Here is a 23,664-nt window from a genome sequence, read left to right as displayed (position 1 = left end):
GTTATGGTATCGCGTTCCGACCATTGCCTGAATGATCTTTCCTGTGCAAAACGCGTGGCCGAAAACCCCTTCGAGCGCTGCGGCAAGAGTCGCCTCCACCAGGGTGGATATGAGTGATGCATTCCCCTATGCGGTTGCCGCGATCACAAAGACGCCTCTCGTGCCACCCTTTCGGCAACCCGCCATCTGCTGCCGGTTTCGCGTAGTGCCGCGCGGATATTGGCATTGCAGGCAATCTCTGATCTAGTCTGCAAGTCTCTCGGCCCGGCGCTCCAGCCGTAGGCTCATACATTCAAAACGAGCGAGAGCTGTATTTCATGACCACTCACCGCTTCATTCCGACGAGCTTTCACAATGTCATCGGCTCTCTTCCACCGGCCCTGCACATCGCCGACGGCGATACCGTGGTCACCGAAACGCTCGATGCCGCCGGGCATGGCAAGGACGGCATCAAGCGGGCATCCGGCCCCAATCCGATGAACGGCCCGATCTTCGTGGAAGGGGCTGAGCCCGGGGACGCGCTGAAGGTCGAGATCATCAGCATGATCCCGACCAGGGACACGGGTTTTACCCGCAGCGTCGTCGCCGCCAATGTGGTCGATCCCGAGGCGGTTCGCGACCTGCCGCCGCGCGATATCGCCATCTGGGCGATCGACCGCGAAGCCCTGACAGTCCGGCTTTCCGAACCGGTTGCAGGTCTTGAAAATTTCGTTCTGCCTCTCGACCCGATGATCGGCTGTTTCGGCGTGGCGCCCAGCCTCGGCCAGGCGATATCGACCGCGACCAGCGGCGAATATGGCGGCAACATGGATTATCGGCTGTTCGGCCCCGGCACCACGGTCCGCTTGCCTGTAGCGGCCCCCGGCGCCCTATTCTTTCTGGGCGATTGCCATGCCGTGCAAGGGGATGGCGAGATCGTCGGAACCGGCGTCGAGACGACGTTCGAGGTCACGGTGCGGCTGACGGTGGAAAAGAAGGCCGGACTGGTCTGGCCGCGCGGAGAAACGGCCGAAGACATCTTCACCATCGGCAACGCCCGCCCCCTCGATCAGGCGCTCCAGCACGCCACCAGCGAAATGTTGAACTGGCTGGCGGCGGATTATGGTCTGGACAGGACGGCGGCCAGCCATCTGCTGGGCCAGGTGGTGCGTTACGATGTCGGCAACGTCTTCGACCCGGCCTATACGATGGCCTGCCGTGTCGCCAAGAAATGGCTGGTTCGCCGATAGACGACCGCTTCCTCAATCGTGCCGGGACAGGAAACCGGAAACGGTCGCCAGGCAAAGCTGCTTTTCCTCGACATGCGGCATATGGCTGGAATTTTCGAAGAGCACCCATTCGCAGCCGGGAATGCGTTCGAGATAGGGCCTTACCACCAGGGGCGTCGCCTCGTCGTATTTTCCCGAGATCAGCAGCGTCGGGGCCTCAATGCGATCGAGCCTGTTCTCGATCGTCCAGTCCTTCATCGTGCCGATGACGTGAAATTCGGTCGGGCCGTTCATGTTGCGGTAGACGGTGTTGTCCTCGTCCATGATGGCAAAGGTCCGCGCCACTTCAGGCGGCCACGGCACCACGCGGCAGACATGGCGGTCATAGAAGACGCGTGAGGCGGCGATATATTCCGGATCGGTGAGGCTTCCCGCCAGCTCATGCTTCAGCAGCGTGTCCTGCACCTCCTTCGGCAGTTCCTGCCTCAGCCGGTTCGCCTCCGAAACCCAGGTATGCATGTTGGCCGGCGAGTTGGCTATCACAAGCGCCTTCAGCCCTTGCGGCCGGCGCACCGCGTGTTCGGCGCCGAGCATGCCGCCCCAGGACTGGCCAAGAAAGGCGTAACGGTCCTGGATGCCGAGATGGGAAAGCAGTGCGTCCAGCTCCTCAAGGAATAGGCCGACCGTCCAGAAATCCGGGCCCTTTTCCGGAAGTCGGGTGGAATTGCCATTGCCGAGCTGGTCGTAATGAACGACCGGACGGCCGTCGAGGGCGGCGATATCTTTGAAGGAATCGACATAATCATGGGTGCAGCCAGGCCCGCCATGGGCGACGACGAGGGGCAGCTTGCCGCTCTCCAGCGAGCCGGTGACCCGATACCAGGTGCGATAATCGCGAAAGGGCAAATAGGCTTCGTTGGTCGTGACTTCGCCCACGGGCGTCTCCATCTCTCGGCGTCATGAAAAAAATCATAACGCGGCGGCGGCGGCCAAGGCAGCTATCACAAGTTATAGGGTGGCCAATTATGGGTCGGCCGGTCTTCGAGCAGGCGGTAGTGGGTGGCGCGCACCACGGCCTGGGTGCGGTTGCGGGCGCCGAGTTTCTTTGTCGCGGCGTTCAGATGCATCACGACAGTCGGTACGGAACGGTCGATGATGCGGGAAATTTCCTTGGCGGAGTAGCCTTCCGCCGAATGGCGCAGGCATTCACGTTCCCGCTCGGTCAGGCGGACCGTGCCGACGCTCTTCGCCCGGGTGTCGAAAAGCGAATAGGCGGTCTCATGGAAAACATGGGCAAGCAGGTTGAAGTCGGCGATATAGCGCAGTGCGTGCCGTTCGAAATCTTTGTTCCGGCCGAAGCGGATGCCGGTGACTGTCGCATAGTCGCCGCGTGGCATATGAACCGGAACGGTGACGCCGGTCGACATATCGCGTTCGCTCAAATAGCGCGTCACCGGCGCCGTGTCGTCGGTCATGAAACGGTTGATCAGCGTGTTGGCGTTCAGGTCGTAGTTCCAGAAGAAAGGTGCTGAGGTGCGCAGCGCCACCTGCTGCACCGGATCGATACGGAAATAGCCGCGATTGAACCAGTAGTCGTGCATATCGTCGGAGATATTCCGCAGCTTCAGCAGCGATGGTATCATGATCGCGCCGTCGAGATCGTAGGGCACCGGCGTATAGTCGTAGATCAGCGCCTCGAAGCCGATCTGCTTCATCGCCTCGAAGGCCTGGTCGATCCGGCCGTCCAGCGTTTCGTGCGCCGTAAACTGCCGTCGGATCGTTCCGATGTCGTCAAGAATGGGGTCGTCAAGCATGGGCTGCTCCCGGGGTTCGGCATCGCGGCCCACCCTATCACTTCTTATAGCTGGCACTGAATGCGGTTTAAGGTAAAAATTTAGCCGTGCCCAAATATTGAGCAAGCGAAATCTTCTGCCGGAGCGATCAATGTGGCGTGAAATACGGCCGGACGAGCGATTCGAGATCGATGTCGATGGCTATCGCGTCGTTGCCTATAGTTTCGGGACCGGCATCGAGACAGTTTTCTGCCTGAACGGCGGGCCGGGTCTGCCCTGCGATTACCTGCGCGAGGCGCATTCCTGTCTCATGGACAAGGGCTATCGTGTCGTCGCCTTCGATCAACTCGGCACCGGTGCCTCCGACCGGCCGGACGATCTCACGCTCTGGACGATCGGCCGTTATGTCGAGGAGACGGAGACGGTGCGCAAGGCGCTGGGGCTCGGCAAGGTCCACATGCTCGGCCATTCCTGGGGCGGGTGGCTGGCGATCGAATATGCGCTGACCTATCCTGAGAATCTCAAGACGCTGATCCTCGAAGATACCGTCGCCGACATGCCGCATCTGATTTCGGAACTGGAACGGCTGCGCGCGGCACTCGGTCCCGAAACCGTGGCGATGATGCAGAAGCACGAGGCGCAGGGCACCTACAATCATCCGGAATATCTTGCCGCCATCACTATCCTCAACTACCGCCATGTCTGCCGTCTGCCGGAATGGCCGGCGCCGGTGCGCCGCTCGCTCGACGATTGGAACATGGCGCCCTATGAGACGATGCAGGGGCCGAACGAGTTTCTCTATATCGGCAGCCTCAAGGACTGGAACCGCATCCCCGACCTGCCGCGGCTGACGCTGCCGGTGCTCATCACGACGGGAGAGCATGACGAGCTGACGCCGGCCTGTGCGCTCAGGATGAAGCTTGCGCTGCCGGATGCCGAGCTGAAGGTATTTGCCAATGCCAGCCACATGCCGTTCTATGAGAACCCGCAGGATTATTATCCGGCGCTTCTCGATTTTCTGGCCCGGCACGAGGCAGGCTGATGCAACAGGTAGCCGACCGAACCCGACGAAGACAAAGGGGCGATCGCCGTCATGCATCGCTATAAATTCGTTCTGACGCGACCGCTGCAGTTCCTGCCCGTCATCTTCGGCATCAGCGTCATCACTTTCATTCTGGTCCGATTGATCCCTGGCGATCCGGCGCGCAATATCCTCGGCACGCGCGCGACGCCGGCAGCACTGGCCAGCATCCGCGCCCAGTACGGGCTCGATCAGCCGATGTGGCTGCAATATGTCTATTTCCTCAAGAACCTTGCCAATGGCGAGATGGGCAAGTCGATCCTCTACAAGATCGACGTGCTGAAGCTGATCGTCACTCGTATCGAGCCGACGCTTGCACTCGTCGTCTCCAGCGTCGTGCTTTCGGTCCTGATCGCGGTGCCAATGGCGGCGATCGCCGCGCGCAATGCCGGCCGGGCGCCGGATCATGCCGTGCGCATCGTCTCGACTTTCGGCATCGGCTTTCCGCCCTTCTGGCTGGGGCTGATGCTGATCATCCTCTTCAGCGTTGAGCTCGGCGTGCTGCCGGTTTCGGGCTATGGTGCGACGATCGGCGAAAAATTGTCGCATCTCATGCTGCCGAGCCTGACGGTCGCGCTGTCGCTCTCGACCGTGCTGACGCGCAGCCTGCGGGCAGCGATGATCGAGCAACTGAAATCGGATGTCGCGACGGCGGCGCGTGCCCGCGGCATGCCGGAGAGGATCGTCTTCTGGCGGCATGTCCTGCCGAATTCGCTTGTGCCGACGATCAATTTGCTTGCTGTCAACATCGGCTGGCTGATCGGCGGCACGGTGGTGGTCGAGAGCGTCTTTGCGCTGCCCGGCATGGGACAGCTGCTCGTCAGGGCGATCTTCTCGCGTGACTACATGGTGGTGCAGGGCGTCGCCATGGTCTTTGCCTGCGCCACCGTGCTCATCAACTTCATCGCCGACATCGTCACCGTCGCCGTCGATCCGAGAGTGAAGCTATGAGCATCGAGGCGATCACCCCCGCCTCCCCCGGCTGGCGCCGGTTCTTCGGCCAGCGGCCGATGCTTGTGTTCAGTGCCGGCCTGCTGCTGTTCTTCGTCCTGCTGGCGATCGGTGCGCCCAACGTCGCGCCTTACGACCCGATCATGCAGAATGCCGAGGTGCGCCTGCAGGCGCCTTCGCTGTTACATCCCTTCGGCACCGACAATTTCGGCCGAGATATCCTCTCCCGCGTCATCTGGGGCGCTCGCCTCGACCTGCAGATGGCGCTGATCGGCGTCATCTTCCCCTTCCTGATCGGCACGACGGTCGGCACGGTCGCCGGCTTTTTCGGCGGGATCGTCGATGCACTGTTCATGCGCCTCGTCGATATCATCCTCGCCTTCCCCTTCCTGGTGCTGATGCTGTCGATCATCGCGATCCTCGGCCCGGGCCTCGGCAGCTTCTACATCGCCATGGCGCTGGTCGGCTGGGTCTCCTATGCGCGGTTGATCCGGGCGCAGATGCTGGTGCTGAAAGGCAGCGACTATGCCGTTGCCGCCGTCAGCCTCGGCTTCAGCCGCCCGCGCATCATGTTCCGCCACCTTTTGCCAAACGCGATCGCCGGCTCGATCGTCTTTTCGATGTCCGATGCAACGCTGGTGCTGCTCAGCGGCGCCGCCGTCAGCTATCTCGGCCTCGGCGTCCAGCCGCCGATCGCCGAATGGGGCGTCATGGTCGCGGAAGGACAAAGCTTCATCACCACGGCTTGGTGGATCACCTTGTTTCCCGGCCTCTCCATCGTTTGCCTCGCCTTCGGTTTCAGCATGCTGGGCGACGCGCTCGGCGAACTGCTGGGGGTGCATGAATGAGCGGCTCCGTGCTGTCCGTCCGTGATCTCACCGTCAGGGCGCATGTCGATACCGGCCCGCGCACGCTGCTCGATGCGGTCTCGCTCGACCTCGGCAAGGGCGAGATACTCGGTCTCGTCGGCGAGAGCGGCTCGGGCAAGAGCCTGTTCTGCCGTTGCCTGGTGCGCCTGCTGCCCTCCTCGCTGCTGAAGATCGAAAGCGGTAGCGTGCTGCTCGAAGGGCGTGACCTCATGCGGATCGATGATGGCGAGATGCTGAAAGTGCGCGGCGGCGAGATCGGCATGATCTTCCAGAACCCGACCAGCCATCTTGACCCTGTCATGCGGATCGGCGATCAGATCGCCGAGGGCATCCGCTATCACCAGGGCCTCGGCGCCCGCGAGGCTCGCGCCGCGGCGACGGAAATCCTGGCGCAGGTCGGCTTCCCCGATCCGAAGCGCCAGTACGACAGCTATCCGCACGAATTTTCCGGCGGCATGCGGCAGCGGGCGATGATCGGCGTGGCGCTGTCCTGCAATCCGAAGATCCTGATCGCCGACGAGCCGACCACGGCGCTCGACGTGACCATTCAGGCGCAGATCCTGCGGTTGTTGATTGACATCCGCGACCAGCGCGGCTTGTCGATCATTCTGATCACCCACGATCTCGGTATCGTCGCCCAGACTTGCGACCGCATCGCCGTGCTGCGCGGCGGCAAGCTCATCGAAGAAGGGGCGAAGCGGACGATCCTGGCGCGGCCGCAGCATCCCTATACGATCAACCTGATCAACAGCCACCCTTCCATCTCAGGCGAGACGGCCGCGCCGCTGCTTGAGCTTGCAGCGGCCAGCCAACCGGCGAGGCCATTGCTTGAAATCGACGATCTGCACGTGCGTTTCAGAGCCGGCGGCGCCCTGCTCAGGGGCGGTGCGAAGACGGTCAGCGCCGTTGCCGGCGTCAGCCTGCAGATCATGCCGGGCGAGACGGTCGGCATCGTCGGCGAATCCGGCAGCGGCAAGAGCACGCTTGCCCGCGCCGTGCTCGGCCTCACCCCGCTTTCCTCGGGTCACGTCACCTTCGACGGCGTCGATCTGGCGCTGCAGAAAAGTGCCGGCCTGGCAAAGCTCAGGCGCGAGACGGCGATGGTCTTCCAGGACCCATACAATGCGCTCAATCCGAGACTGACGATCGGACAGATGCTGGCCGAGGTGCTGAAGGTGCAGGGCAAGGTCGCCAAGGGCGATATCCCTGTTCGAATCGGCGAACTGCTCGATCTCGTCGGCCTCGAACGCGAATTCGCCGGCCGCAAACCGCGGAGCATGAGCGGCGGCCAGTGCCAGCGCGCCGGGATCGCCCGTGCGCTCGCCGTCGATCCGAAGCTGATCATCGCCGACGAATGCGTGGCGGCCCTCGACGTCACCATCCAGGCGCAGATCATCGGGCTCTTCCGCGAGCTCACGGCGAAGATGAACCTCACGCTGCTCTTCATCGCCCATGATCTCGCAATCGTCCGCAATCTCTGCGAACGCGTCGTCGTGATGTGTCGCGGCGAGATCGTCGAGGAAGGCCGCTCCGAAGAGGTTTTCGCGCGGCCGAAGCATCCCTATACCGCGGCGCTGATCGCCGCCATTCCCGACATCGATCCTGACAAGCGGCTGCTGCAAGGCGCCGGCGGCAAGGACGATCCGCATTCGATGCCGATTCAATCAATCAAACGCATGCCATAACAACGAAGGGAACGAACTCATGACAAACAGGTGGAAATCAATCGGGCTTGCAGCCTTGCTCGCCGGTCTGACGCTCAGCGCAAGCTATGCCGAGGCCGCTGGTGTACTCACCATCGGCCGCCGCGAGGATTCGACGACATTTGATCCGATCAAGACCGCGCAGAACATCGACAACTGGGTGTTCTCCAACGTCTACGACGTGCTGATCCGCGTCGACAAGACAGGCACGAAACTGGAGCCGGGCCTTGCCGAAAGCTGGACCGTCTCGGATGACGGGCTGACCTACACGTTCAAGATCCGCGACGCAAAATTCTCCGACGGTTCGCCGCTGACGGCGGAAGACGCGGCCTACAGCCTGCTGCGCATCCGCGATGACGCCGCCTCGCTCTGGAGCGATTCCTACAAGGTGATCGACACGGCCGTGGCGACCGACGCGCGCACGCTGACGATCAAGCTCAAGAACCAGTCCGCGCCGTTCCTTTCGACGCTGGCGCTGCCGAATGCCTCGGTCATCTCCAAGAAGGGCATGGAATCGCTAGGCGCCGATGCCTATGGCGAAAAGCCGATCGCATCCGGTGCCTTCGTGGTCGAGGAATGGCGGCGCGGTGACCGCGTCATCCTGAAGAAGAACCCGAATTTCTGGCAAGCCGACCGCGTCAAGCTCGACGGCGTCGAGTGGATCTCGGTGCCTGACGACAATACCCGCATGCTGAACGTTCAGGCCGGCGAGCTGGATACGGCGATCTTCGTGCCCTTCTCCCGCGTCGAGGAGCTGAAGAAGGACCCGAATCTCAACGTCGGTATCGACGCTTCGACCCGTGAGGACCATCTGCTGATCAACCATGCGCATGGCGCGCTCGGCAAGAAGGAAGTCCGTCAGGCGCTTGATATGGCGATCGACAAGAAGGCGATCGTCGATACCGTCACCTTCGGCCAGGGCACGGTCGCCAACTCCTACGTTCCGAAGGGCGCGCTCTATTATTATGCCGACAATTTGCAGCGGCCTTATGATCCCGAAAAGGCAAAGGAGCTGCTGGCGGCCGCCGGCGCCTCGGACCTGACGCTCAACTACCTAATCCGCGCCGGCGACGAAGTCGATGAACAGACGGCCGTGCTGGTTCAGCAGCAGTTGCAGAAGGCCGGCATCACTGCCAATCTGCAGAAGGTCGACCCTAGCCAGGAATGGGACATGCTCGTTGCCGGTGACTACGACATCTCGGTCAACTACTGGACGAATGACATTCTCGATCCGGACCAGAAGACCACCTTCGTCCTCGGCCACGATTCCAACAACAACTATCTGACCAACTATAAGAACGAGGCGGTGAAGGATCTGGTTGCCAAGGCGCGCCTCGAGCTCGACCCGAAGAAGCGCGAACAGATGTATGTCGATCTGCAGAAGATGGCCAAGGACGACGTCAACTGGATCGACCTTTATTACAGCCCCTATATCAACGTCTCGCGCAAGAATATCGAGAACTTCTATCAGAACCCGCTCGGCCGCTTCTTCCTGGAAGACACGGTCAAGAACTGAGTTCGCGCAGCTCGCAAATGCTCCGCCGCCGTAAAGGCGGCGGAGCATCATTTGTTGCTGCGACACGTGGCTGGGGCCGCTTGCTTACTCGGCGGCCGCGAGCTTGTCCTGCGTCCTGGTGTCGAAGTCGCTGGCGTCATGGCGCTCGTGCAACTGGCTCGAGGGCTCGCCGGAGAGGCGGTTGACCATCCGGCCGCGTTGCACGGCCGGCCTGCTGTGGATGGTGTCGGCCCAGCGCAGCACGTTCTTATAGTCCTCGACCTGCAGAAACTCGGCTGCCCCGTAGGTCCAGCCCTTCACCAGCCCGCCATACCACGGCCAGACGGCAATATCGGCGATCGTATATTCGCTGCCTGCCAGATATTCGCTTTCGGCAAGGCGACGATCGAGCACGTCGAGCTGACGCTTCACTTCCATGGCGAAGCGGTCGATCGCATATTCGATCTTCGTCGGCGCATAGGCGTAGAAATGGCCGAATCCGCCGCCGAGATAGGGCGCGCTTCCCATCTGCCAGAACAGCCAAGACAGGCATTCGGCCCGCGCGCTCGGCTCGGTCGGCAGGAAAGCGCCGAATTTTTCGGCGAGATAGGTGAGGATCGCACCGGATTCGAAGACACGGATCGGCTTCGGACCGCTGCGGTCCATCAGCGCCGGGATCTTGGAATTGGGATTGACGGCGACGAAGCCGCTTCCGAACTGGTCGCCATCGCCGATCCTGATCAGCCAGGCGTCATACTCCGCACCTTCATGGCCAAGGGCCAGCAGTTCCTCGAGCATGATGGTGACCTTCTGGCCGTTCGGCGTTCCGAGCGAATAGAGCTGCAACGGATGGCGGCCGATCGGAAGCTCCTTGTCATGCGTCGGTCCGGCGATCGGGCGATTGATGCTGGCGAAATGGCCGCCATTCGCCTTATTCCAGGTCCAGACCTTCGGGGGTGTATAATCGGGAGAACCGCTCATCTTTCAAACTCCTGGCATTGGTCAGATAGGATCGCGATGCCAATGGGTTTGGTCACCGCATTTTTCCTGACATAGCAGAGGCGATGAGGTTTTGTCACAGGTGTCGGCGCGGTTTCACGCAATCGTCAGAGTTGGCCAGGGATCAGATTCACGCTGTGAAGACTGGGTTTTGTTATGTACCAAAAATTGGTATATTGGCTTAAAGGAGATTCAGCATGGCCAGAAATACGTCCATATCGCTCGGCGAGCATTTCACCAGCTTCATCGATACGCAAGTTCAGGCTGGCCGCTATGGTTCAGCAACTGACGTTGTTCGGGCCGGCCTTCGCCTACTTGAAGAACACGAAGCCAAAGTGAAGGCATTACAGGACGCCTTGATTGAAGGCGAGGAATCCGGCCCTGCCACGCCCTTTGATTTCGATGCGTTCAACGCTCGCAAACGCGCGGCGTTCGAGGCGAAATGACAGGCATCATATTCTCTCCTACTGCGCAAACCGATATTGACAAGATTTGGGATTACACGGCGACGAGTTGGAATGTCGATCAGGCAGAACGTTACATCCAGGACATAAGAGACGCCTGCCACGAACTGGCGGAGGGAAGACGGATGAGCCGCCCCTTGGATATTCGGAAAGGGTACAGAAAGGTCCCTGTTGGCTCTCATTTTCTGTATTTCAAAAGCAATGATGCGGGCCAGATCATCATCGTGCGCATCCTTCATCAAAGAATGGACGTAGCCAAACACCTGTAAGGCTATTGCGGGGATTGCTTGACTATTGCGGTCAGCTGCCGATGTCGGGGCGCGCCATGATCTCGTCCAACTGCCCGACGAGCATGCGGCTGCCTCCACGTCGGTCGCCATCCTGGCAAAGACGTCCGCCATGCCGCGGAAGATGGTCGCGGCCGGATCATCTTCTCCTAGGAAATCGGCAATTTCCTGCATTTCGGCAACCCATCGATAGGCTTTCGGATACATGTCGGGAATGGATCTCGACAGCTTGCGGTCGACGTCGGGAAGGCTTTCGGAGAGCTCCGCCTTCAGGCTCTCGGCAGCACCGGAACGCGATGCCGCAAGCAGCATGGCGGTGCCAAGGCCGACAAATCCCTTGTTGATGCCGGCATAACACATCTTCAGGGCCGAGGCGGCGCCGAGCGGTCCGTCGAGCCGGCGGATCCGCAGGCCGCGATCCTCGAGCAGCCGGCTTCGCGCAGCGGTATCGCCGCTGATATAGATGGTCGGACCTGTTTTGCCGGGGACCGGCGGCCCGCCGATGATCGCACCGTCAAGCACCTCGACGCTGCTGCCTTCGAAGCGTTCCGCCAGCGCCTGCATCGTTTTCGGCGCAATCGCGTTGAGGTCGATGAAGGGCGGCGGCGCGGGCATCCCCGACGATATGTCCGCGACGAGGTCGGCGACCTTGATCGCCTCAGCCGGCGGAACGATCGACAGGGTCAGCTCGGCCTTCGTCAGCTCCTGGCGGCCGACCGGCACCATGCCGGCTGCCTTTGCCCCCGCTATCGTCTGCTCGCTCCTGCCCTCGAGATAGGTCAGCACCGCAGCGCCATGGTCGATCAGCCGTCTGGCGATGGCACTTCCCATTGCGCCTGATCCGATTATCGCAAAATTCGGCATGTGAACCTCAATCAATGACGCCATCGGGTTAGAACTGTTGCCGATGGCCATATCGTCAACTGCGACGATTCAGCCCGAGGTTCGTTCCAAAGAGCTGGCAGCTTCGTGCGCGCTGCCGTTGCGGCACCTTTTCTTGATATTCGTCAATGCCGGGACGGTCGACACCGGTATGATCGGTGCTATCATTCGCATTCGAGGATATGGATTTCAAATGTATCGGACAATCATCTGCGGCATCGGCATGGGTCCCCGCCAAACGGCCTGCCGCCTTCTGCGCCGGGCTGCTGCGCTGATGGACGAAGGCGGAAGCATCGTCGTCATGCACGTCATCGAGAATATCCCCCGCCGTCACCTGACGGAGCTTCCCGAGGAGTTCGAAACGACCGCCATCGTCGACGCCGAAAAGAAACTGGCATCGCTCTGCAAGGAGCTGGGAATTCCGGCGATGATCGAGGTTCGTATCGGCGTTGCCGCCTCCCTGCTCGTCTCCAGGGCAAGGGAGAAATCGGCCGACCTTATCCTGGTTTCATCCCATGTGACCGATATCACCGACTACGTCTTCTCCTCGATCGTCGATAAGGTCGTTCGCCATGCCGGGTGCTCGGTTCTTATCGACCGGCGCCCCGATCACGCGCAGGAAGGCTCGGCGTCCCCAGTGGAAGACGCGGCGTTGTTCTAAGTAAGCTCTGGCTAGTGTCGGATTGACGTCGATCATAGCGGCCGGCCTCCCCCTCCCCGGCGGCGGCTCGACAACCTATATCATTGCCAAGCCAACCAGCAGTATTCGCTGCCCGACCGGAGACATGTATGAGCCAGGACCCCTACGAGCTTCTGGGCGTGAAACGCGATGCAACGCAAAAGGATATTCAAAGCGCGTTCCGCAAGCTCGCCAAGAAACTTCACCCCGACCTTAATCCCGGCGACAAAAAAGCTGAGGAACGGTTCAAGCAAATTTCAACGGCCTACGAGATATTGAGCGATGAGGAAAAACGCGGACGCTTTGACCGCGGCGAGATCGATATAACGGGCGCCGAGCGGGCGCAGCGCAATTATTACCGCGACTACGCGTCGAAGAGCGGGCCTGGCGATCCCTACCACAACAGCGCCGGCTTTGCCGATTTCAGCGATGCCGACGATATCTTCGCCAGCTTCTTTTCACGTCGTGCCGGCGGCGGCCAGACCCGTGGTCGTGGCCGTGACCGGCAATTTTCCATGGAGGTCGACTTTCTCGAGGCCGTCAACGGCACCAGGACGGAGGTCAAGATGCCGAATGGTCCGGCACTCGACGTACAGATCCCGCCGGGGACGCGCGACGGCCAGACCTTGCGACTGCGCGGCAAGGGCGAGCCGGGCATCGGCGGTGGGCCGGTGGGCGATGCCCTGATCGAAATCCGTGTGCGCCCGCACCGCTTCTTTACGCGTGACGGCGACGATATCCGCCTTGAACTGCCGATCTCCCTCAGTGAGGCCGTGCTTGGTGGCAAGGTTCGGGTGCCGACGCCATCGGGACCGGTCAATCTGACACTGCCGCCTCATTCGAACACGGGCAAGGTCCTGCGTCTCAAGAGCAAAGGTGTCGCAAAACGCGGCGGCGGACACGGCGACGTCTACATCTCGCTGAAGATCGTGCTGCCCGACGCCTCGGATGAGCGGCTGACGGCCTTCATGAAGGAATGGGCGACGGCAAACCCCTACGATCCGAGAAAGAACATGGAGGCTTGATCATGGATGATCTCGAATTCCGTCTTTACTTGAAAATCGACATCGTCCAGCTCGACTTCTGGATCGAACAGGGTTGGCTGATCCCGGAGACATCAGGCGGCAAAAGGCAATTTCGCGACGCCGATGTCGCACGCGCCCGGCTGATCCTGGACCTCATGGGAAACATGGGTGTCAACGAAGCCGGGGTCGATATTGTCATGGAGCTGGTCGACGAGTTGCACGGCCTGCGGGGAACGATGGGCAAGCTGATGACCGCCATCGGCAAGCAGGAGCAGGATGTTCAGCGCCGGCTGTTCGAGAGCCTCGAGGAGATCGACCGGTTTTAGCCACAACCAGCTTCTATGTGGTGAACCAATAGCGGACGATGTGGAAGAACAGCGGCGCGGCGAAGGTGATGGAGTCCAGGCGGTCGAGCACGCCGCCATGGCCTTCGATCACATAGCCCCAATCCTTGGCATTGAGATCGCGCTTGATGGCCGAGAGCACGAAGCCGCCGAAGAAGCCCGCGACGACGATGACCGTGCTGACGGCCGCGGCCTGCAGCGGCGAAAACGGCGTCAGCCGATAAAGCAGTGTTCCGACGAGGATGGCCGAGGCGCCGCCTCCGACCAGCCCTTCGATCGTCTTCGACGGGCTGATATTCGGCGAGAAACGGTGCTTTCCAAGGAGCTTGCCCCAGACATACTGGAAGACGTCGCTGAGTTGTACGACCACGACCAGATAGACGAGGAGAAGTGCCGACGGCGTGCCGGTCTCCAGCATGAGCAGGGCGGGAGCGTGGCTGATCGAATAGACCGTCAGCATCAATCCCCATTGCACCCTGGCGCTGCGGGCAAGGAATTCGTTGACGTCACCCGTCAAGGTCGCCACCGCCGGCAGGATCAGGAAGGCATAGACCGGAATGAAGATCGCAAACAGGCCGTACCACTCCGTTCCGAGCAGGACGTAATGCAGCGGCAGCACAACGAAGAAGGACAGGAAAAGCGCCAGGTGATCGCCGCGCCGCGATGGTGTTAGCGTCCAGAATTCGCGAAGCGCCATAAAGGACAGGAATGCGAACAGGATGACCGTCGCCGTGTCGCCGAGCAGGATCGCGCCGCCGAACACCGCGACCATGATCCACCAGGAGCGGATGCGGGCGTTGAGGTTTTGGACGGTGGCGACTGAACCGGGTTCGGTCGCGCGCCGCTGAAGGATAAAACCGATGGCCGAGGCGACGGCAAGCAGACCGAGGATGGCGGCCAGCACGATGGAGAACAGGCTGGTCATGCGGCATGCCCCCCATCTGCGAGCTCAATGACCGCGGCACGGGCACGGGCCAGGAATTCGGTCTTTTCCTCGCCTGGTTCGACGCGGAGCGGCTTGCCGAAGCGCGCCGTGCAGGTGATCGGGACGATCAGCATGCTTCCCTTCGGCAGGATGCGCTGGAGGTTGTCGAGATGGATCGGCACGAGATCGACATCCGGAAAACGGCAGGCGAGGCGATAGATGCCGCTGCGGAACGGGGCGATCTCATCGGTGGTGCTTCTCGTTCCCTCAGGAAAAATCAGGATCGAATGTCCCTCCTCGAGCAGACGCTCTACCGGAGCCAGCGGATCGCTGTCCGGCGGAGGCTTGCGGTCTATCAGGACGGCACGCAGGCCTTTCTCCGCGATGAAACGGCGAAAGGCGGTCGTTCCCCAATAATCGCGCGCCGCAACCGGATGGGTCATCCGGCGCACCTGATATGGCAGGGCCGCCATGACGGCGACGGTATCGATATGGCTGTTGTGATTGGCGAAATAGATGCGGCGGCTGGGATCGGGCGCACAGCCGCGCCACTCGCTTCGGGCGCCGACCAGGATACGGACGAACAGCACGAGAAGGCGACGGATGAGCGCGATCATAGTCTCTCCAGGGAACGGGCAAGCGTTATCGTGCGTGTGATGCAGGTGACAAGGCTGCCGGCGGCGATGACCGCGGATGCCAGGATCAGCGACCAGTGGCTGTCTGATACCAGCGTCTCGACGCTCTGGGCGAGGAGGCCCGCCGTCAGCACCGCCATGCGGCGCTGCTTGGCCATGATGCCGCTGAAGTCCTGGGGAAGACCGACCGATCCTCCAAAGACCCTGATATAGGCGGTGAGTGCGGCGAGCAGCGCAGCCAGCCAGCCGAGCCAGCCAAAGCCGCAGGCATAGCCGGCCGCGACGAGAAACAGGCTGTCGGCGACCCGGTCGGGGAATTCGTTGTAGAGCGGCCCGCTCTTGGTTTTCTTGCCGCCTTCGATCGCGACCATTCCGTCCAGCAGATTGCAGACGAGCCGCAGTTGCACTGAGATCGCGGCACAAACCATGGCAATCGGATGTGATGTGAAAACGATGAGCGCTGCGCCTATACCCGCGAATACGACCGATAAAAGCGAAATGCCGTTCGGTGTCGCGCCGCTGCGCGCCAGCCATGCGCTGAGGCCGATGGCCCAGGACGACGACCGGCTCGCGATCGGTCGCCGCGAGGCGCCCTCTTCTTCACCCATTTCATGTCCCCCAACCCCAATATTCCTTGCATATCCTGCCGACATCGTCACGCCAAGACATAACACCTTGTAAATTCAGCCCATCGCCTCCGCGCTTCGATGAGCCGGCAGCGAGCATGGGTCGAACAGACTGATTTTTAAGCCTGTTCGCTGCTTGACACATTTTTGGGCGCTACTATGATTTTTGAACCAAATGGTAAAAAAAGGGGAACAATCAATGACCAAAGATATCCTGATTTCACGCCGGGCAGTGATCGCGTCCGGCATTGCGCTTGGGGTCAGCGGCTTTGCCCCGCTGGCAAGGGCGGCTGCGCCGCTGAAGGTTGCCGGCATTCATGCGTCGCCGGTCGAAAATGCCTGGAACTCCTGTCTGCACAAGGCCCTGCAGGACGCGGCCAAGGAAGGCGTGATCGAATATGTCTTCTCCGAAGGAGTCTCCGGCACCGATTATCCGCGCGCCATGCGCGAATATGCCGAACAGGGCAACAAGCTGATCATCGGCGAGGCCTATGCGGTGGAGAAAGAGGCCCGGCAGGTCGCGACCGACTATCCCGACACCGCTTTCGTGCTCGGTTCGAGCGGCGAGCAGGCCGGCGACAATTTCGGCGTCTTCGGCACCTGGAACCATGACGGCGCCTATCTCGCCGGCATGCTGGCGGGCAAGATGACCAAGTCGAATGTCGTCGGGTCGGTCGGCGCCATTCCGATCCCCGAGGTCAACATGCTGATCAATGCGTTCGCGGCGGGCGTCAAGGCCGTCAACCCGGATGCAAAACACCTCGTCTCGTTCATCGGCACCTTCTTCGATCCGCCGAAGGCCCGCGAGGCCGGTCTTGCCCAGATCGACGCCGGCGCCGATATCCTGTTCGGCGAGCGCATCGGCACTGCCGATGCCGCCAAGGAGCGCGGCATCAAGTCGGTCGGCTCGCTGATCGACTACACACCGCGTTATCCCGATACGGTGTTTGCCAACGCCATGTGGTATTTCCGGCCGATCCTGGACGCTGCGATCGCCGATGTCGCTGCCGGAAAACCGGTCGGCAGGAACTACACGTCCTACGGCCTGATGAAGGAAGGCGGCAGCGATATCGTCTTCGTGAAGGGTGTCGCGCCCGCCGATGCGGAGGCTGCGATGGAAGCCAAGCGGGCGGAAATCAAGGCCGGCACCTTCGAAGTTCCGAAGATGATGGACGAGCCGAAGTAATTCGGCTGATGCGTGGCGATGCGACGGATCTGGCGGCAGCGATCAGGCATGGCAGCCTGAGCGCTGCGGAGGCGATGCAGGCTTCTCTTGAGGCAGCCGTGCTGCAGGAGCCGCTCGGCGCCATCGCCTATCTCGATGCCGCCATGGGCCTCGCTTCGGCCGACGACAGCGACAGTGAGCGGCGGAGCGCGCCCGATCGCTTTGCCGCCAGGCCCTTTGCCGGCGTGCCGACCTTGGCGAAGGATCTTGGCGGCCCCTTTGCCGGGCTGCCGGTAACGGCCGGCTCCCGTCTCTTCGAAAGAAAAGGCGGCGAAGCGGATTCCGATCTGGCTGCCCGTTTCCGCGACGCTGGCTTTTGCCTGTTCGGCCTGACGACGAGCCCGGAATTCGGCCTGTCGCTCGCCAGCGAACCGGCGATCGGACCGATCTGTCGCAACCCACTCGATCCGGCACGAACCGCGGGCGGCTCCTCCGGCGGGGCGGCAGCAGCGGTTGCTGCCGGGATCGTCGCGATTGCCCATGCGACCGACGCCGGCGGCTCGATCCGTGTGCCCGCCGCCTGCTGCGGCCTCGTCGGACTGAAGCCGACGCGCGGTGCCATTCCCGGCGGGCCATCCTTCGGCAACCACTTGGCCGGTATCGCGAGCGAACTCGCGGTTTGCCGCTCAGTGCGGGATACGGCGCTGATTTTCGACAGGCTGAGCGGCAATTCGCGAGGACCTTTTCCCGACCCCTCCCCTGCCGATAGCGACAACGGTCGTTTGCGGATCGGCCTGCTTGCCGATACCGGGTCGGCCTACCCGACCGAGGGTGATCGGCTCGCAGCCGTCGAAAATGCGGCGCGTACGCTCGAAAGCGACGGACACGAAATCGTTCCGCTGAGCTGGGCCGAGTTCGAGTGGAGCGTCGCTTCAAGCGGCCGTGCCTTCGCCGATATCGTCTCCGTCAACCTTGCAGCGCTCATCAAGGCGGCGGCTCTGGATGAAGGCAGGGCCGAGCCTCTGACGCAGGCCTTTGCGGCGCGCGGGCGGACACTTCCGGCCACATCGCTCTGGAACACGCTGAACGAGGCCGTCCTGGTGAGCCATAAGCTCTGGGCGCTGTTCGACAGGGTCGATTGCATCCTCATGCCGATGCTGTCCTCCGCGCCCCTTGCGATCGGCTCCTTTCCGTCCGATCATGCCGACACGGATTTGCATCTCGAGCGGATGACGGCATTTGCGCCGCTTGCCTGCCTCGCCAATATTTCGGGTTTTCCTGCTTTGACGCTGCCTTTCGGACAGGATGAGCACGCCATGCCGCTGCCGGTGCAGCTGATGGCGCCGATGGGTCACGAGCCGCACCTGCTGTCGCTTGCCGCCCGGCTGGAGGCCGAGGGGCGGTGGCAGCATCGTTTTCCCATCGCGGGACTGCCGTCATGACCGGGCCTGTGCTGGAAATTATCGGCGTCAGCAAGCGCTTTGGCGACAATCTCGCCAATGACGATATCTCGATGACGCTTGCAAGGGGTGAGGTCGTGGCCCTGCTCGGTGAGAACGGTGCCGGTAAGACCACGCTGATGAGCATCCTTTTCGGCCACTACATGCCGGATGCCGGCCGAATCCTGATCGAGGGCACGGAGGTGCCGCAGGGCAAGCCGCGGGCGGCGATCCGCGCTGGTGTCGGCATGGTGCATCAGCATTTTTCGCTCGCACCCAATCTGAGCGTTCTCGAAAATGTCATGACCGGCACCGAAAGATTGTGGTCCTGGCGCTCGGGAACGTCGGCGGCGCGCAAGAAGCTGCTCACAATTTCCGAGCGCTTCGGCCTCAAGGTCGATCCGGATGCCCGCCTTGGCGACCTGTCGGTCGGCGAGCAGCAGAGAGTCGAGATCCTCAAGGCGCTCTACAACGACGCCCGCATCCTGATCCTCGACGAGCCGACGGCGGTATTGACCAATATCGAGGCCGAACGGCTGTTCACGACGCTGAGGGAAATGGCCTGCCAGGGCCTGTCGCTGATCTTCATCTCGCACAAGCTCGACGAGGTGATGGCGGCTGCCGACCGCATCGTGGTCTTACGCGGCGGCAAGATGGTCGCCGAACGCAAGGCGTCGGAAACCAGCAAGGCGGAACTCGCCGAACTGATGGTCGGGCGTCGCGTGACCAGGCCCGTGCGCGAGCCGTCGACACCGGGTGCCGTTGCCCTTGAAGCGGCCGATGTGACGGTGCGTATCGGCGGCGTCGACCGGTTGAAATCGATCAGCTTCCGGCTTCACCAGGGCGAGATCCTCGGCATCATCGGCGTTTCCGGCAATGGCCAGGCGGCGCTGGCGCATCTTCTCTCCGGCACGCTGGCGCGGAGTGCCGGCGATCTCATGCTGTTTGGCGAAGCCATCGGCAATCTCAGTGTCGAGGATGTTGTCGACGCCGGCATCGGCCGCATACCCGAGGACCGCAACGAAGAGGGCGTGATCGGCGAAATGGCGATCTGGGAAAACACCGTGCTGGAGCGCATCGCCTCACCGGCCTTTTCGCGCCATGGTCTCGTCAACCGCAAGGCGGGCATGGCCTTCGCGAGCGAAATTATCGACGGCTTCGATGTCCGTGGCGGCGGGCCGGCCATCCGCACCCGCCTGCTCTCCGGCGGCAATATGCAAAAGCTCATTCTCGGCCGCAACTTGCATCGGCGGCCGCGCATCCTGATCGCGGCGCAGCCGGCGCGTGGCCTCGATGAAGGGGCGGTGGCCGCCGTGCACGCACGCCTGCTCGAAGCCCGCCGGCAGGGTACCGCAGTGCTGCTGATCTCGGAGGACCTCGACGAGGTGATCGCGCTTGCCGATCGCATACAGGCAATCGTCGGCGGCCGCCTGTCACCGCCCGTCGAGGCCGAAGGCACCGATGCCCGCAGGCTGGGATTGATGATGGCCGGCGAATGGCAGGAAAGCCCAGAGGCCGGCCATGCGATTTGAGCGCCGCGAGCACCGTCCGCTTTACCTGCTGATCGTCACGCCTGTGATCGCGGTGATCGCAGCGCTGGCGCTTTCGGGCATCCTGATATCAATCGCCGGCGCGCCAGTGCTCGATGCCTATTGGCGCATCCTGACCGGTGCTTTCGGCTCGCGGCTGTCGGCGACCGAAACGCTGACGCGGGCAACGCCGCTGATGCTGACGGGGCTTGCTGTCGCCGTCGCTTTCCGGGCGCGGCTTTGGAATATCGGCGCCGAGGGCCAGTTCTATCTCGGCGCCATCGCCGTTGCGGCGGCAAGCTCGAAACTGCTCGGCAATCTTCCCGCCCCTATCCTCATTCCGATGCTGCTGCTGGTCGGCGCCATTGCCGGCATGGTGCTGATCCTGATCCCGCTCTGGCTCAGGCTGCGCTTCTCGGTCGATGAGGTCGTCACCAGCCTGCTCTTGAACTTCATCGCCGTGCTCTTCGTCTCGATGCTGATCGATGGCGTTCTCAAGGATCCGCTGGCCTTCGGCTGGCCGCAGTCGCAATCCGTCAGCGATCACGCCATGCTGCCGAAGCTGATCGCCCGCTCGCGCCTGCATATCGGCTTTGCGATCGCGATCGCTCTGGCCGCCGTCGTCCATTTCATCCAGTCGCGCACCGTGTTCGGCATGCAGTCGCGCGCTGCGGGCCTCAATCCCGGCGGAGCCGTCTTTGCCGGCGTCCCACTCGGCAGAACGCTGGTGAAGGTCGCCTGTCTTTCGGGCGGGCTTGCAGGGTTGGCGGGAGCGATCGAGGTCATGGGCGTCAAGGGTTATGTGACGACCGACCTGTCGCCGGGCTTCGGCTATGCCGGTATTGTTGTCGCCATGCTCGCCAACCTCAATCCACTCGGCGTCGTCTTCGCCGCCATTTTCACGGCCACCATGTTCGTGGGTGCGGACGGCATGAGCCGCGGCCTCGGCATACCGACCTATATCGCCGACGTTACGGTGGCGCTGTCGCTGCTGACGATGCTGATTGCCTTGTTCTTCACCCAATACAGGATCCGGCGATGATGCAGCTGTTCGACATCATCGCTTCCGCCGGGCTCTGGGCGGCAATCCTGCGGATCGCCACGCCGCTGATTTTCGGCACGCTCGGCGCTTTGCTCTGCGAACGGGCCGGTGTGCTCAATCTCGGCATTGAAGGCATCATGACCTTCGGTGCGATGATCGGCTGGCTTTCCGTCTATCACGGCGCCGATCTCTGGACCGGCCTGCTGATTGCGGCGCTGGCCGGCGGCGTCTTCGGTCTGCTGCATGCAGGCCTGACGGTGACGCTCGGTCTCTCCCAGCATGTCTCCGGTCTCGGCGTCACGCTGTTTGCCTCCAGCTTCAGCTATTATGTCTTCCGGCTCATCGTGCCACTTGCCAATACCCCACCCACCATCGTGCCGTTCCAGCCGATCGCCATTCCTGGTCTCTCGACATTGCCGTTCATCGGGCCAGCCTTCTTCACGCAGACGGCGCCGACCTATCTCGCGATCATGATCGCACTGCTGATGGCCTACATCATCTTCCGCACGCCCGTCGGCCTTGCAATCCGCATGACCGGCGAGAACCCGCATGCGGCGGAAGCCCAGGGCGTCAATCCGATGAAGGTGCGTTATGGCGCCGTCATCATGGGAAGCGCGCTGATGGGAATGGGCGGCGCCTTCCTGACATTGTCGGCGTTCAACAGCTTCTTCCCCACCATGGTGCAGGGGCGTGGCTGGATCTGCATCGCGCTCGTCGTCTTCGCCTCCTGGCGGCCGGGCCGCGCGCTTTTCGGCGCTCTGCTCTTCGCCTTCTTCGATGCCTTTCAGCTTCGGCTGCAAACCGCGCTGAGCGGGCTCGTGCCCTATCAGCTCTTTCTGATGACGCCCTATATCCTTTCCATTGCCGCCCTTGCCGTCATGGCCCGCCGCGCCCGTGTTCCGCAGGCACTGATGCAGCCCTATCGCCGCGGCGAACGCTGAACCACTTCTGTCCAATGAGGCTCCGATGTTCGATCTGATCGTCAGAAATGCAAATCTCGCCGATGGCCGAACCGGCATCGATATCGGCATCCAGGGCGGCAAGATCATCGCTGTCGAGCCTAACCTCCAGGCGCAGGCGCAAGAAGAGGTCGACGCAACCGGCCGGCTGGCCTGCCCACCCTTCGTCGATCCGCATTTCCACATGGACGCTACCCTGTCGCTCGGCCTGCCGCGCATGAACGTATCCGGCACGCTGCTCGAGGGCATTGCCCTCTGGGGAGAGTTGCGCCCGATCGTGACGAAGGAGGAACTGGTCGATCGTGCGTTGCGCTACTGCGATTTGGCGGTGACGCAGGGCCTGCTCTTCATTCGCAGCCATGTCGATACCAGTGATCCGAGGCTTGTGACCGTCGAGGCGATGATCGAGGTTCGCGAGAAGGTCGCGCCCTATATCGATCTGCAGCTGGTCGCCTTCCCCCAGGATGGTTATTACCGCTCGCCGGGCGCGATCGACGCGCTCAACCGCGCTCTCGACATGGGCGTCGATATCGTCGGCGGCATTCCGCATTTCGAACGGACGATGGGTGAAGGTACGGCGTCGGTCGAGGCTCTCTGCCGCATCGCCGCCGATCGCGGCCTGCCGGTCGATATCCATTGCGACGAAACCGACGATCCGCTTTCGCGCCATATCGAAACGCTGGCTGCGGAAACCATCCGCTTCGGCTTGCAGGGGCGTGTCGCCGGCTCGCATCTGACCTCGATGCACTCGATGGACAACTACTACGTTTCCAAGCTCATTCCGCTGATGGCGGAGGCCGAGATCAACGTCATTCCCAATCCGCTGATCAACATCATGCTGCAGGGCCGGCACGACACCTATCCGAAGCGCCGCGGCATGACTCGCGTGCGCGAATTGATGGATGCCGGGCTCAATGTTTCCTTCGGGCATGATTGCGTCATGGATCCCTGGTATTCGATGGGATCGGGTGACATGCTGGAGGTCGGCCATATGGCTATCCATGTCGCGCAGATGGCCGGCATCGAGGACAAGAAGAGGATCTTCGACGCACTGACCGTCAATTCGGCAAAAACGATGGGGCTTGCAGGCTATGGTCTCGAAAGGGGATGCAATGCCGACCTCGTCATCCTCCAGGCGAGTGACACGCTGGAAGCGCTGCGGCTGAAGCCGAACCGACTGGCGGTGATCCGCCGCGGCAAGATTATCGCCCGCTCGGCGCCGCGCATCGGCGAACTCTTTCTGCACGGGCGGCCGGCACGGATCGACGGCGGGTTGGATTACGTGCCTCGGTATTGAGGTGCGGCGGAAGCTTTCCGGCTTACCGAGCAGCTATAGATCGGAGTCAGCAAAATGGGGCCGCAAGCTGAAACCCGCCAGACTGCTGACATGGGCGGCCAGCTCCTCTTCCGTCATGCTCGGGCTTGTCCCACTGCTGTCCGGTTTAAATTTAGTGGACATGGTGCACGGTGTTGATTCTACTCATGTTCGAGCGTTTGGCGACGTTCCCGGACACGAAAGAGGAGCAACACCGTGCGGCACGACAATAGCGTCTTTCATGATCTG

The 23,664-nt window shown here is 62.0% G+C and carries 23 protein-coding genes and 1 pseudogene; 17 read left to right on the top strand and 7 right to left on the bottom strand.

From position 1 onward, the window contains the following. Window positions 1-317: 317 nt before the first annotated feature. Complete coding sequence (locus GFM02_RS33025; protein WP_168272275.1) at window positions 318-1,229, top strand: acetamidase/formamidase family protein; 912 nt, start codon at window positions 318-320, stop codon at window positions 1,227-1,229. 12 nt (window positions 1,230-1,241) lie between these two features. Here the strand turns inward: GFM02_RS33025 and GFM02_RS33020 are convergent, their stop codons facing one another. Both GFM02_RS33020 and GFM02_RS33015 read right to left on the bottom strand, forming a co-directional pair. Beyond that, on the bottom strand, window positions 1,242-2,144 hold the full coding sequence (locus GFM02_RS33020; protein ID WP_168324027.1) for a proline iminopeptidase-family hydrolase: 903 nt from the start codon (window positions 2,142-2,144) through the stop codon (window positions 1,242-1,244). Window positions 2,145-2,209: 65 nt separating this feature from the next. Further along, window positions 2,210-3,022, bottom strand: a complete 813-nt coding sequence (locus GFM02_RS33015) for a helix-turn-helix transcriptional regulator (protein WP_205930569.1) — start codon at window positions 3,020-3,022, stop codon at window positions 2,210-2,212. Between the two features lie 130 nt (window positions 3,023-3,152). Between GFM02_RS33015 and GFM02_RS33010 the strand changes: the two genes are divergently transcribed. The 5 genes from GFM02_RS33010 to GFM02_RS32990 are packed head-to-tail and all read left to right on the top strand — an operon-like array spanning window position 3,153 to window position 9,121. Next, on the top strand, window positions 3,153-4,043 hold the full coding sequence (locus GFM02_RS33010; protein ID WP_168272277.1) for a proline iminopeptidase-family hydrolase: 891 nt from the start codon (window positions 3,153-3,155) through the stop codon (window positions 4,041-4,043). A gap of 51 nt (window positions 4,044-4,094) precedes the next feature. Then, entirely contained in the window at window positions 4,095-5,033 is a 939-nt protein-coding gene (locus GFM02_RS33005; protein WP_168272278.1) for an ABC transporter permease, read from the top strand. Next, window positions 5,030-5,881, top strand: coding sequence for an ABC transporter permease (locus GFM02_RS33000; RefSeq protein ID WP_168272279.1), 852 nt, complete (start codon window positions 5,030-5,032; stop codon window positions 5,879-5,881). The genes GFM02_RS33005 and GFM02_RS33000 overlap by 4 nt, the downstream gene beginning before the upstream one ends. Then, on the top strand, window positions 5,878-7,587 hold the full coding sequence (locus GFM02_RS32995; protein WP_168324026.1) for a dipeptide ABC transporter ATP-binding protein: 1,710 nt from the start codon (window positions 5,878-5,880) through the stop codon (window positions 7,585-7,587). The genes GFM02_RS33000 and GFM02_RS32995 overlap by 4 nt, the downstream gene beginning before the upstream one ends. A gap of 19 nt (window positions 7,588-7,606) precedes the next feature. Beyond that, window positions 7,607-9,121, top strand: a complete 1,515-nt coding sequence (locus tag GFM02_RS32990; protein ID WP_168272281.1) for an ABC transporter substrate-binding protein — start codon at window positions 7,607-7,609, stop codon at window positions 9,119-9,121. Between the two features lie 84 nt (window positions 9,122-9,205). Here the strand turns inward: GFM02_RS32990 and yghU are convergent, their stop codons facing one another. After that, entirely contained in the window at window positions 9,206-10,081 is an 876-nt protein-coding gene (yghU, locus tag GFM02_RS32985; RefSeq protein WP_168272282.1) for a glutathione-dependent disulfide-bond oxidoreductase, read from the bottom strand. 215 nt (window positions 10,082-10,296) lie between these two features. Here yghU and GFM02_RS32980 point away from each other — a divergent pair, with 215 nt between their 5' ends. Together GFM02_RS32980 and GFM02_RS32975 are read left to right on the top strand one after the other, a co-directional pair. Continuing rightward, window positions 10,297-10,545, top strand: a complete 249-nt coding sequence (locus GFM02_RS32980; protein WP_072642369.1) for a type II toxin-antitoxin system ParD family antitoxin — start codon at window positions 10,297-10,299, stop codon at window positions 10,543-10,545. Then, a complete protein-coding gene (locus GFM02_RS32975) occupies window positions 10,542-10,832 on the top strand; it encodes a type II toxin-antitoxin system RelE/ParE family toxin (RefSeq protein WP_168272283.1) in 291 nt (96 codons plus the stop codon). Before GFM02_RS32980 ends, GFM02_RS32975 begins: the two co-directional genes overlap by 4 nt. A 31-nt stretch (window positions 10,833-10,863) precedes the next feature. Here the strand turns inward: GFM02_RS32975 and GFM02_RS32970 are convergent. Further along, window positions 10,864-11,765 (bottom strand): annotated as a pseudogene (locus tag GFM02_RS32970) (DUF1932 domain-containing protein). A 160-nt stretch (window positions 11,766-11,925) separates the two neighbouring features. Between GFM02_RS32970 and GFM02_RS32965 the strand changes: the two are divergent. The 3 genes from GFM02_RS32965 to GFM02_RS32955 all read left to right on the top strand — a co-directional run bounded on the left by GFM02_RS32965 (window position 11,926) and on the right by GFM02_RS32955 (window position 13,762). Next, the gene (locus GFM02_RS32965; protein WP_168272284.1) at window positions 11,926-12,393 is read left to right on the top strand and encodes a universal stress protein; all 468 of its coding nucleotides are present in this window, start codon (window positions 11,926-11,928) and stop codon (window positions 12,391-12,393) included. Between the two features lie 128 nt (window positions 12,394-12,521). Next, window positions 12,522-13,436, top strand: coding sequence for a DnaJ C-terminal domain-containing protein (locus tag GFM02_RS32960; RefSeq protein ID WP_168272285.1), 915 nt, complete (start codon window positions 12,522-12,524; stop codon window positions 13,434-13,436). A 2-nt stretch (window positions 13,437-13,438) separates the two neighbouring features. Further along, entirely contained in the window at window positions 13,439-13,762 is a 324-nt protein-coding gene (locus tag GFM02_RS32955) for a chaperone modulator CbpM (RefSeq protein WP_026264673.1), read from the top strand. A gap of 13 nt (window positions 13,763-13,775) precedes the next feature. Here GFM02_RS32955 and GFM02_RS32950 read toward each other — a convergent pair whose 3' ends face one another. From GFM02_RS32950 to GFM02_RS32940, 3 genes are read right to left on the bottom strand one after another with little or no spacing between them, the layout of a single operon-like run. After that, complete coding sequence (locus GFM02_RS32950) at window positions 13,776-14,705, bottom strand: phosphatidate cytidylyltransferase (RefSeq protein ID WP_168272286.1); 930 nt, start codon at window positions 14,703-14,705, stop codon at window positions 13,776-13,778. Beyond that, a complete protein-coding gene (locus GFM02_RS32945) occupies window positions 14,702-15,322 on the bottom strand; it encodes a lysophospholipid acyltransferase family protein (protein ID WP_168272287.1) in 621 nt (206 codons plus the stop codon). Before GFM02_RS32945 ends, GFM02_RS32950 begins: the two co-directional genes overlap by 4 nt. After that, on the bottom strand, window positions 15,319-15,948 hold the full coding sequence (locus GFM02_RS32940; protein ID WP_168303678.1) for a CDP-alcohol phosphatidyltransferase family protein: 630 nt from the start codon (window positions 15,946-15,948) through the stop codon (window positions 15,319-15,321). Before GFM02_RS32940 ends, GFM02_RS32945 begins: the two co-directional genes overlap by 4 nt. 217 nt (window positions 15,949-16,165) lie before the next feature. Between GFM02_RS32940 and GFM02_RS32935 the strand changes: the two genes are divergently transcribed. The 6 genes from GFM02_RS32935 to GFM02_RS32910 are packed head-to-tail and all read left to right on the top strand — an operon-like array spanning window position 16,166 to window position 23,397. After that, entirely contained in the window at window positions 16,166-17,152 is a 987-nt protein-coding gene (locus GFM02_RS32935) for a BMP family protein (protein WP_168324025.1), read from the top strand. A gap of 8 nt (window positions 17,153-17,160) precedes the next feature. Next, window positions 17,161-18,573 (top strand): amidase, encoded by a 1,413-nt coding sequence (locus GFM02_RS32930; RefSeq protein ID WP_168324024.1) that lies wholly within the window; start codon window positions 17,161-17,163, stop codon window positions 18,571-18,573. Beyond that, window positions 18,570-20,102 carry an ABC transporter ATP-binding protein gene (locus GFM02_RS32925; RefSeq protein WP_168324023.1) on the top strand — a complete coding sequence of 511 codons (1,533 nt, stop codon included), beginning with the start codon at window positions 18,570-18,572 and terminating at the stop codon, window positions 20,100-20,102. The genes GFM02_RS32930 and GFM02_RS32925 overlap by 4 nt, the downstream gene beginning before the upstream one ends. After that, window positions 20,092-21,141, top strand: coding sequence for an ABC transporter permease (locus GFM02_RS32920; RefSeq protein ID WP_168324022.1), 1,050 nt, complete (start codon window positions 20,092-20,094; stop codon window positions 21,139-21,141). Before GFM02_RS32925 ends, GFM02_RS32920 begins: the two co-directional genes overlap by 11 nt. Then, window positions 21,138-22,082 carry an ABC transporter permease gene (locus GFM02_RS32915; RefSeq protein ID WP_168259515.1) on the top strand — a complete coding sequence of 315 codons (945 nt, stop codon included), beginning with the start codon at window positions 21,138-21,140 and terminating at the stop codon, window positions 22,080-22,082. The genes GFM02_RS32920 and GFM02_RS32915 overlap by 4 nt, the downstream gene beginning before the upstream one ends. A gap of 25 nt (window positions 22,083-22,107) precedes the next feature. Then, entirely contained in the window at window positions 22,108-23,397 is a 1,290-nt protein-coding gene (locus tag GFM02_RS32910; protein ID WP_168324021.1) for an amidohydrolase family protein, read from the top strand. Window positions 23,398-23,664: the final 267 nt, after the last annotated feature.

It is taken from the genome of Rhizobium leguminosarum bv. viciae, assembly GCF_012276115.1.
Classification (GTDB): Bacteria; Pseudomonadota; Alphaproteobacteria; order Rhizobiales; family Rhizobiaceae; genus Rhizobium; species Rhizobium leguminosarum_T.
Note: the sequence above shows the minus strand (reverse complement) of the source record. Positions and strands in the feature narration are given on the sequence as shown.

What these genes read in the sequence shown, in the direction of transcription:
- GFM02_RS33025 (WP_168272275.1), top strand. Translation starts at nt 318, where the DNA reads ATGACCACTCACCGCTTCATTCCGACGAGCTTTCACAATGTCATCGGC.
- GFM02_RS33015 (WP_205930569.1), bottom strand. Translation starts at nt 3,022, where the DNA reads ATGCTTGACGACCCCATTCTTGACGACATCGGAACGATCCGACGGCAG.
- GFM02_RS33010 (WP_168272277.1), top strand. Translation starts at nt 3,153, where the DNA reads ATGTGGCGTGAAATACGGCCGGACGAGCGATTCGAGATCGATGTCGAT.
- GFM02_RS33005 (WP_168272278.1), top strand. Translation starts at nt 4,095, where the DNA reads ATGCATCGCTATAAATTCGTTCTGACGCGACCGCTGCAGTTCCTGCCC.
- GFM02_RS33000 (WP_168272279.1), top strand. Translation starts at nt 5,030, where the DNA reads ATGAGCATCGAGGCGATCACCCCCGCCTCCCCCGGCTGGCGCCGGTTC.
- GFM02_RS32995 (WP_168324026.1), top strand. Translation starts at nt 5,878, where the DNA reads ATGAGCGGCTCCGTGCTGTCCGTCCGTGATCTCACCGTCAGGGCGCAT.
- GFM02_RS32990 (WP_168272281.1), top strand. Translation starts at nt 7,607, where the DNA reads ATGACAAACAGGTGGAAATCAATCGGGCTTGCAGCCTTGCTCGCCGGT.
- yghU (WP_168272282.1), bottom strand. Translation starts at nt 10,081, where the DNA reads ATGAGCGGTTCTCCCGATTATACACCCCCGAAGGTCTGGACCTGGAAT.
- GFM02_RS32980 (WP_072642369.1), top strand. Translation starts at nt 10,297, where the DNA reads ATGGCCAGAAATACGTCCATATCGCTCGGCGAGCATTTCACCAGCTTC.
- GFM02_RS32975 (WP_168272283.1), top strand. Translation starts at nt 10,542, where the DNA reads ATGACAGGCATCATATTCTCTCCTACTGCGCAAACCGATATTGACAAG.
- GFM02_RS32965 (WP_168272284.1), top strand. Translation starts at nt 11,926, where the DNA reads ATGTATCGGACAATCATCTGCGGCATCGGCATGGGTCCCCGCCAAACG.
- GFM02_RS32960 (WP_168272285.1), top strand. Translation starts at nt 12,522, where the DNA reads ATGAGCCAGGACCCCTACGAGCTTCTGGGCGTGAAACGCGATGCAACG.
- GFM02_RS32955 (WP_026264673.1), top strand. Translation starts at nt 13,439, where the DNA reads ATGGATGATCTCGAATTCCGTCTTTACTTGAAAATCGACATCGTCCAG.
- GFM02_RS32950 (WP_168272286.1), bottom strand. Translation starts at nt 14,705, where the DNA reads ATGACCAGCCTGTTCTCCATCGTGCTGGCCGCCATCCTCGGTCTGCTT.
- GFM02_RS32945 (WP_168272287.1), bottom strand. Translation starts at nt 15,322, where the DNA reads ATGATCGCGCTCATCCGTCGCCTTCTCGTGCTGTTCGTCCGTATCCTG.
- GFM02_RS32940 (WP_168303678.1), bottom strand. Translation starts at nt 15,948, where the DNA reads ATGGGTGAAGAAGAGGGCGCCTCGCGGCGACCGATCGCGAGCCGGTCG.
- GFM02_RS32935 (WP_168324025.1), top strand. Translation starts at nt 16,166, where the DNA reads ATGACCAAAGATATCCTGATTTCACGCCGGGCAGTGATCGCGTCCGGC.
- GFM02_RS32930 (WP_168324024.1), top strand. Translation starts at nt 17,161, where the DNA reads ATGCGTGGCGATGCGACGGATCTGGCGGCAGCGATCAGGCATGGCAGC.
- GFM02_RS32925 (WP_168324023.1), top strand. Translation starts at nt 18,570, where the DNA reads ATGACCGGGCCTGTGCTGGAAATTATCGGCGTCAGCAAGCGCTTTGGC.
- GFM02_RS32920 (WP_168324022.1), top strand. Translation starts at nt 20,092, where the DNA reads ATGCGATTTGAGCGCCGCGAGCACCGTCCGCTTTACCTGCTGATCGTC.
- GFM02_RS32915 (WP_168259515.1), top strand. Translation starts at nt 21,138, where the DNA reads ATGATGCAGCTGTTCGACATCATCGCTTCCGCCGGGCTCTGGGCGGCA.
- GFM02_RS32910 (WP_168324021.1), top strand. Translation starts at nt 22,108, where the DNA reads ATGTTCGATCTGATCGTCAGAAATGCAAATCTCGCCGATGGCCGAACC.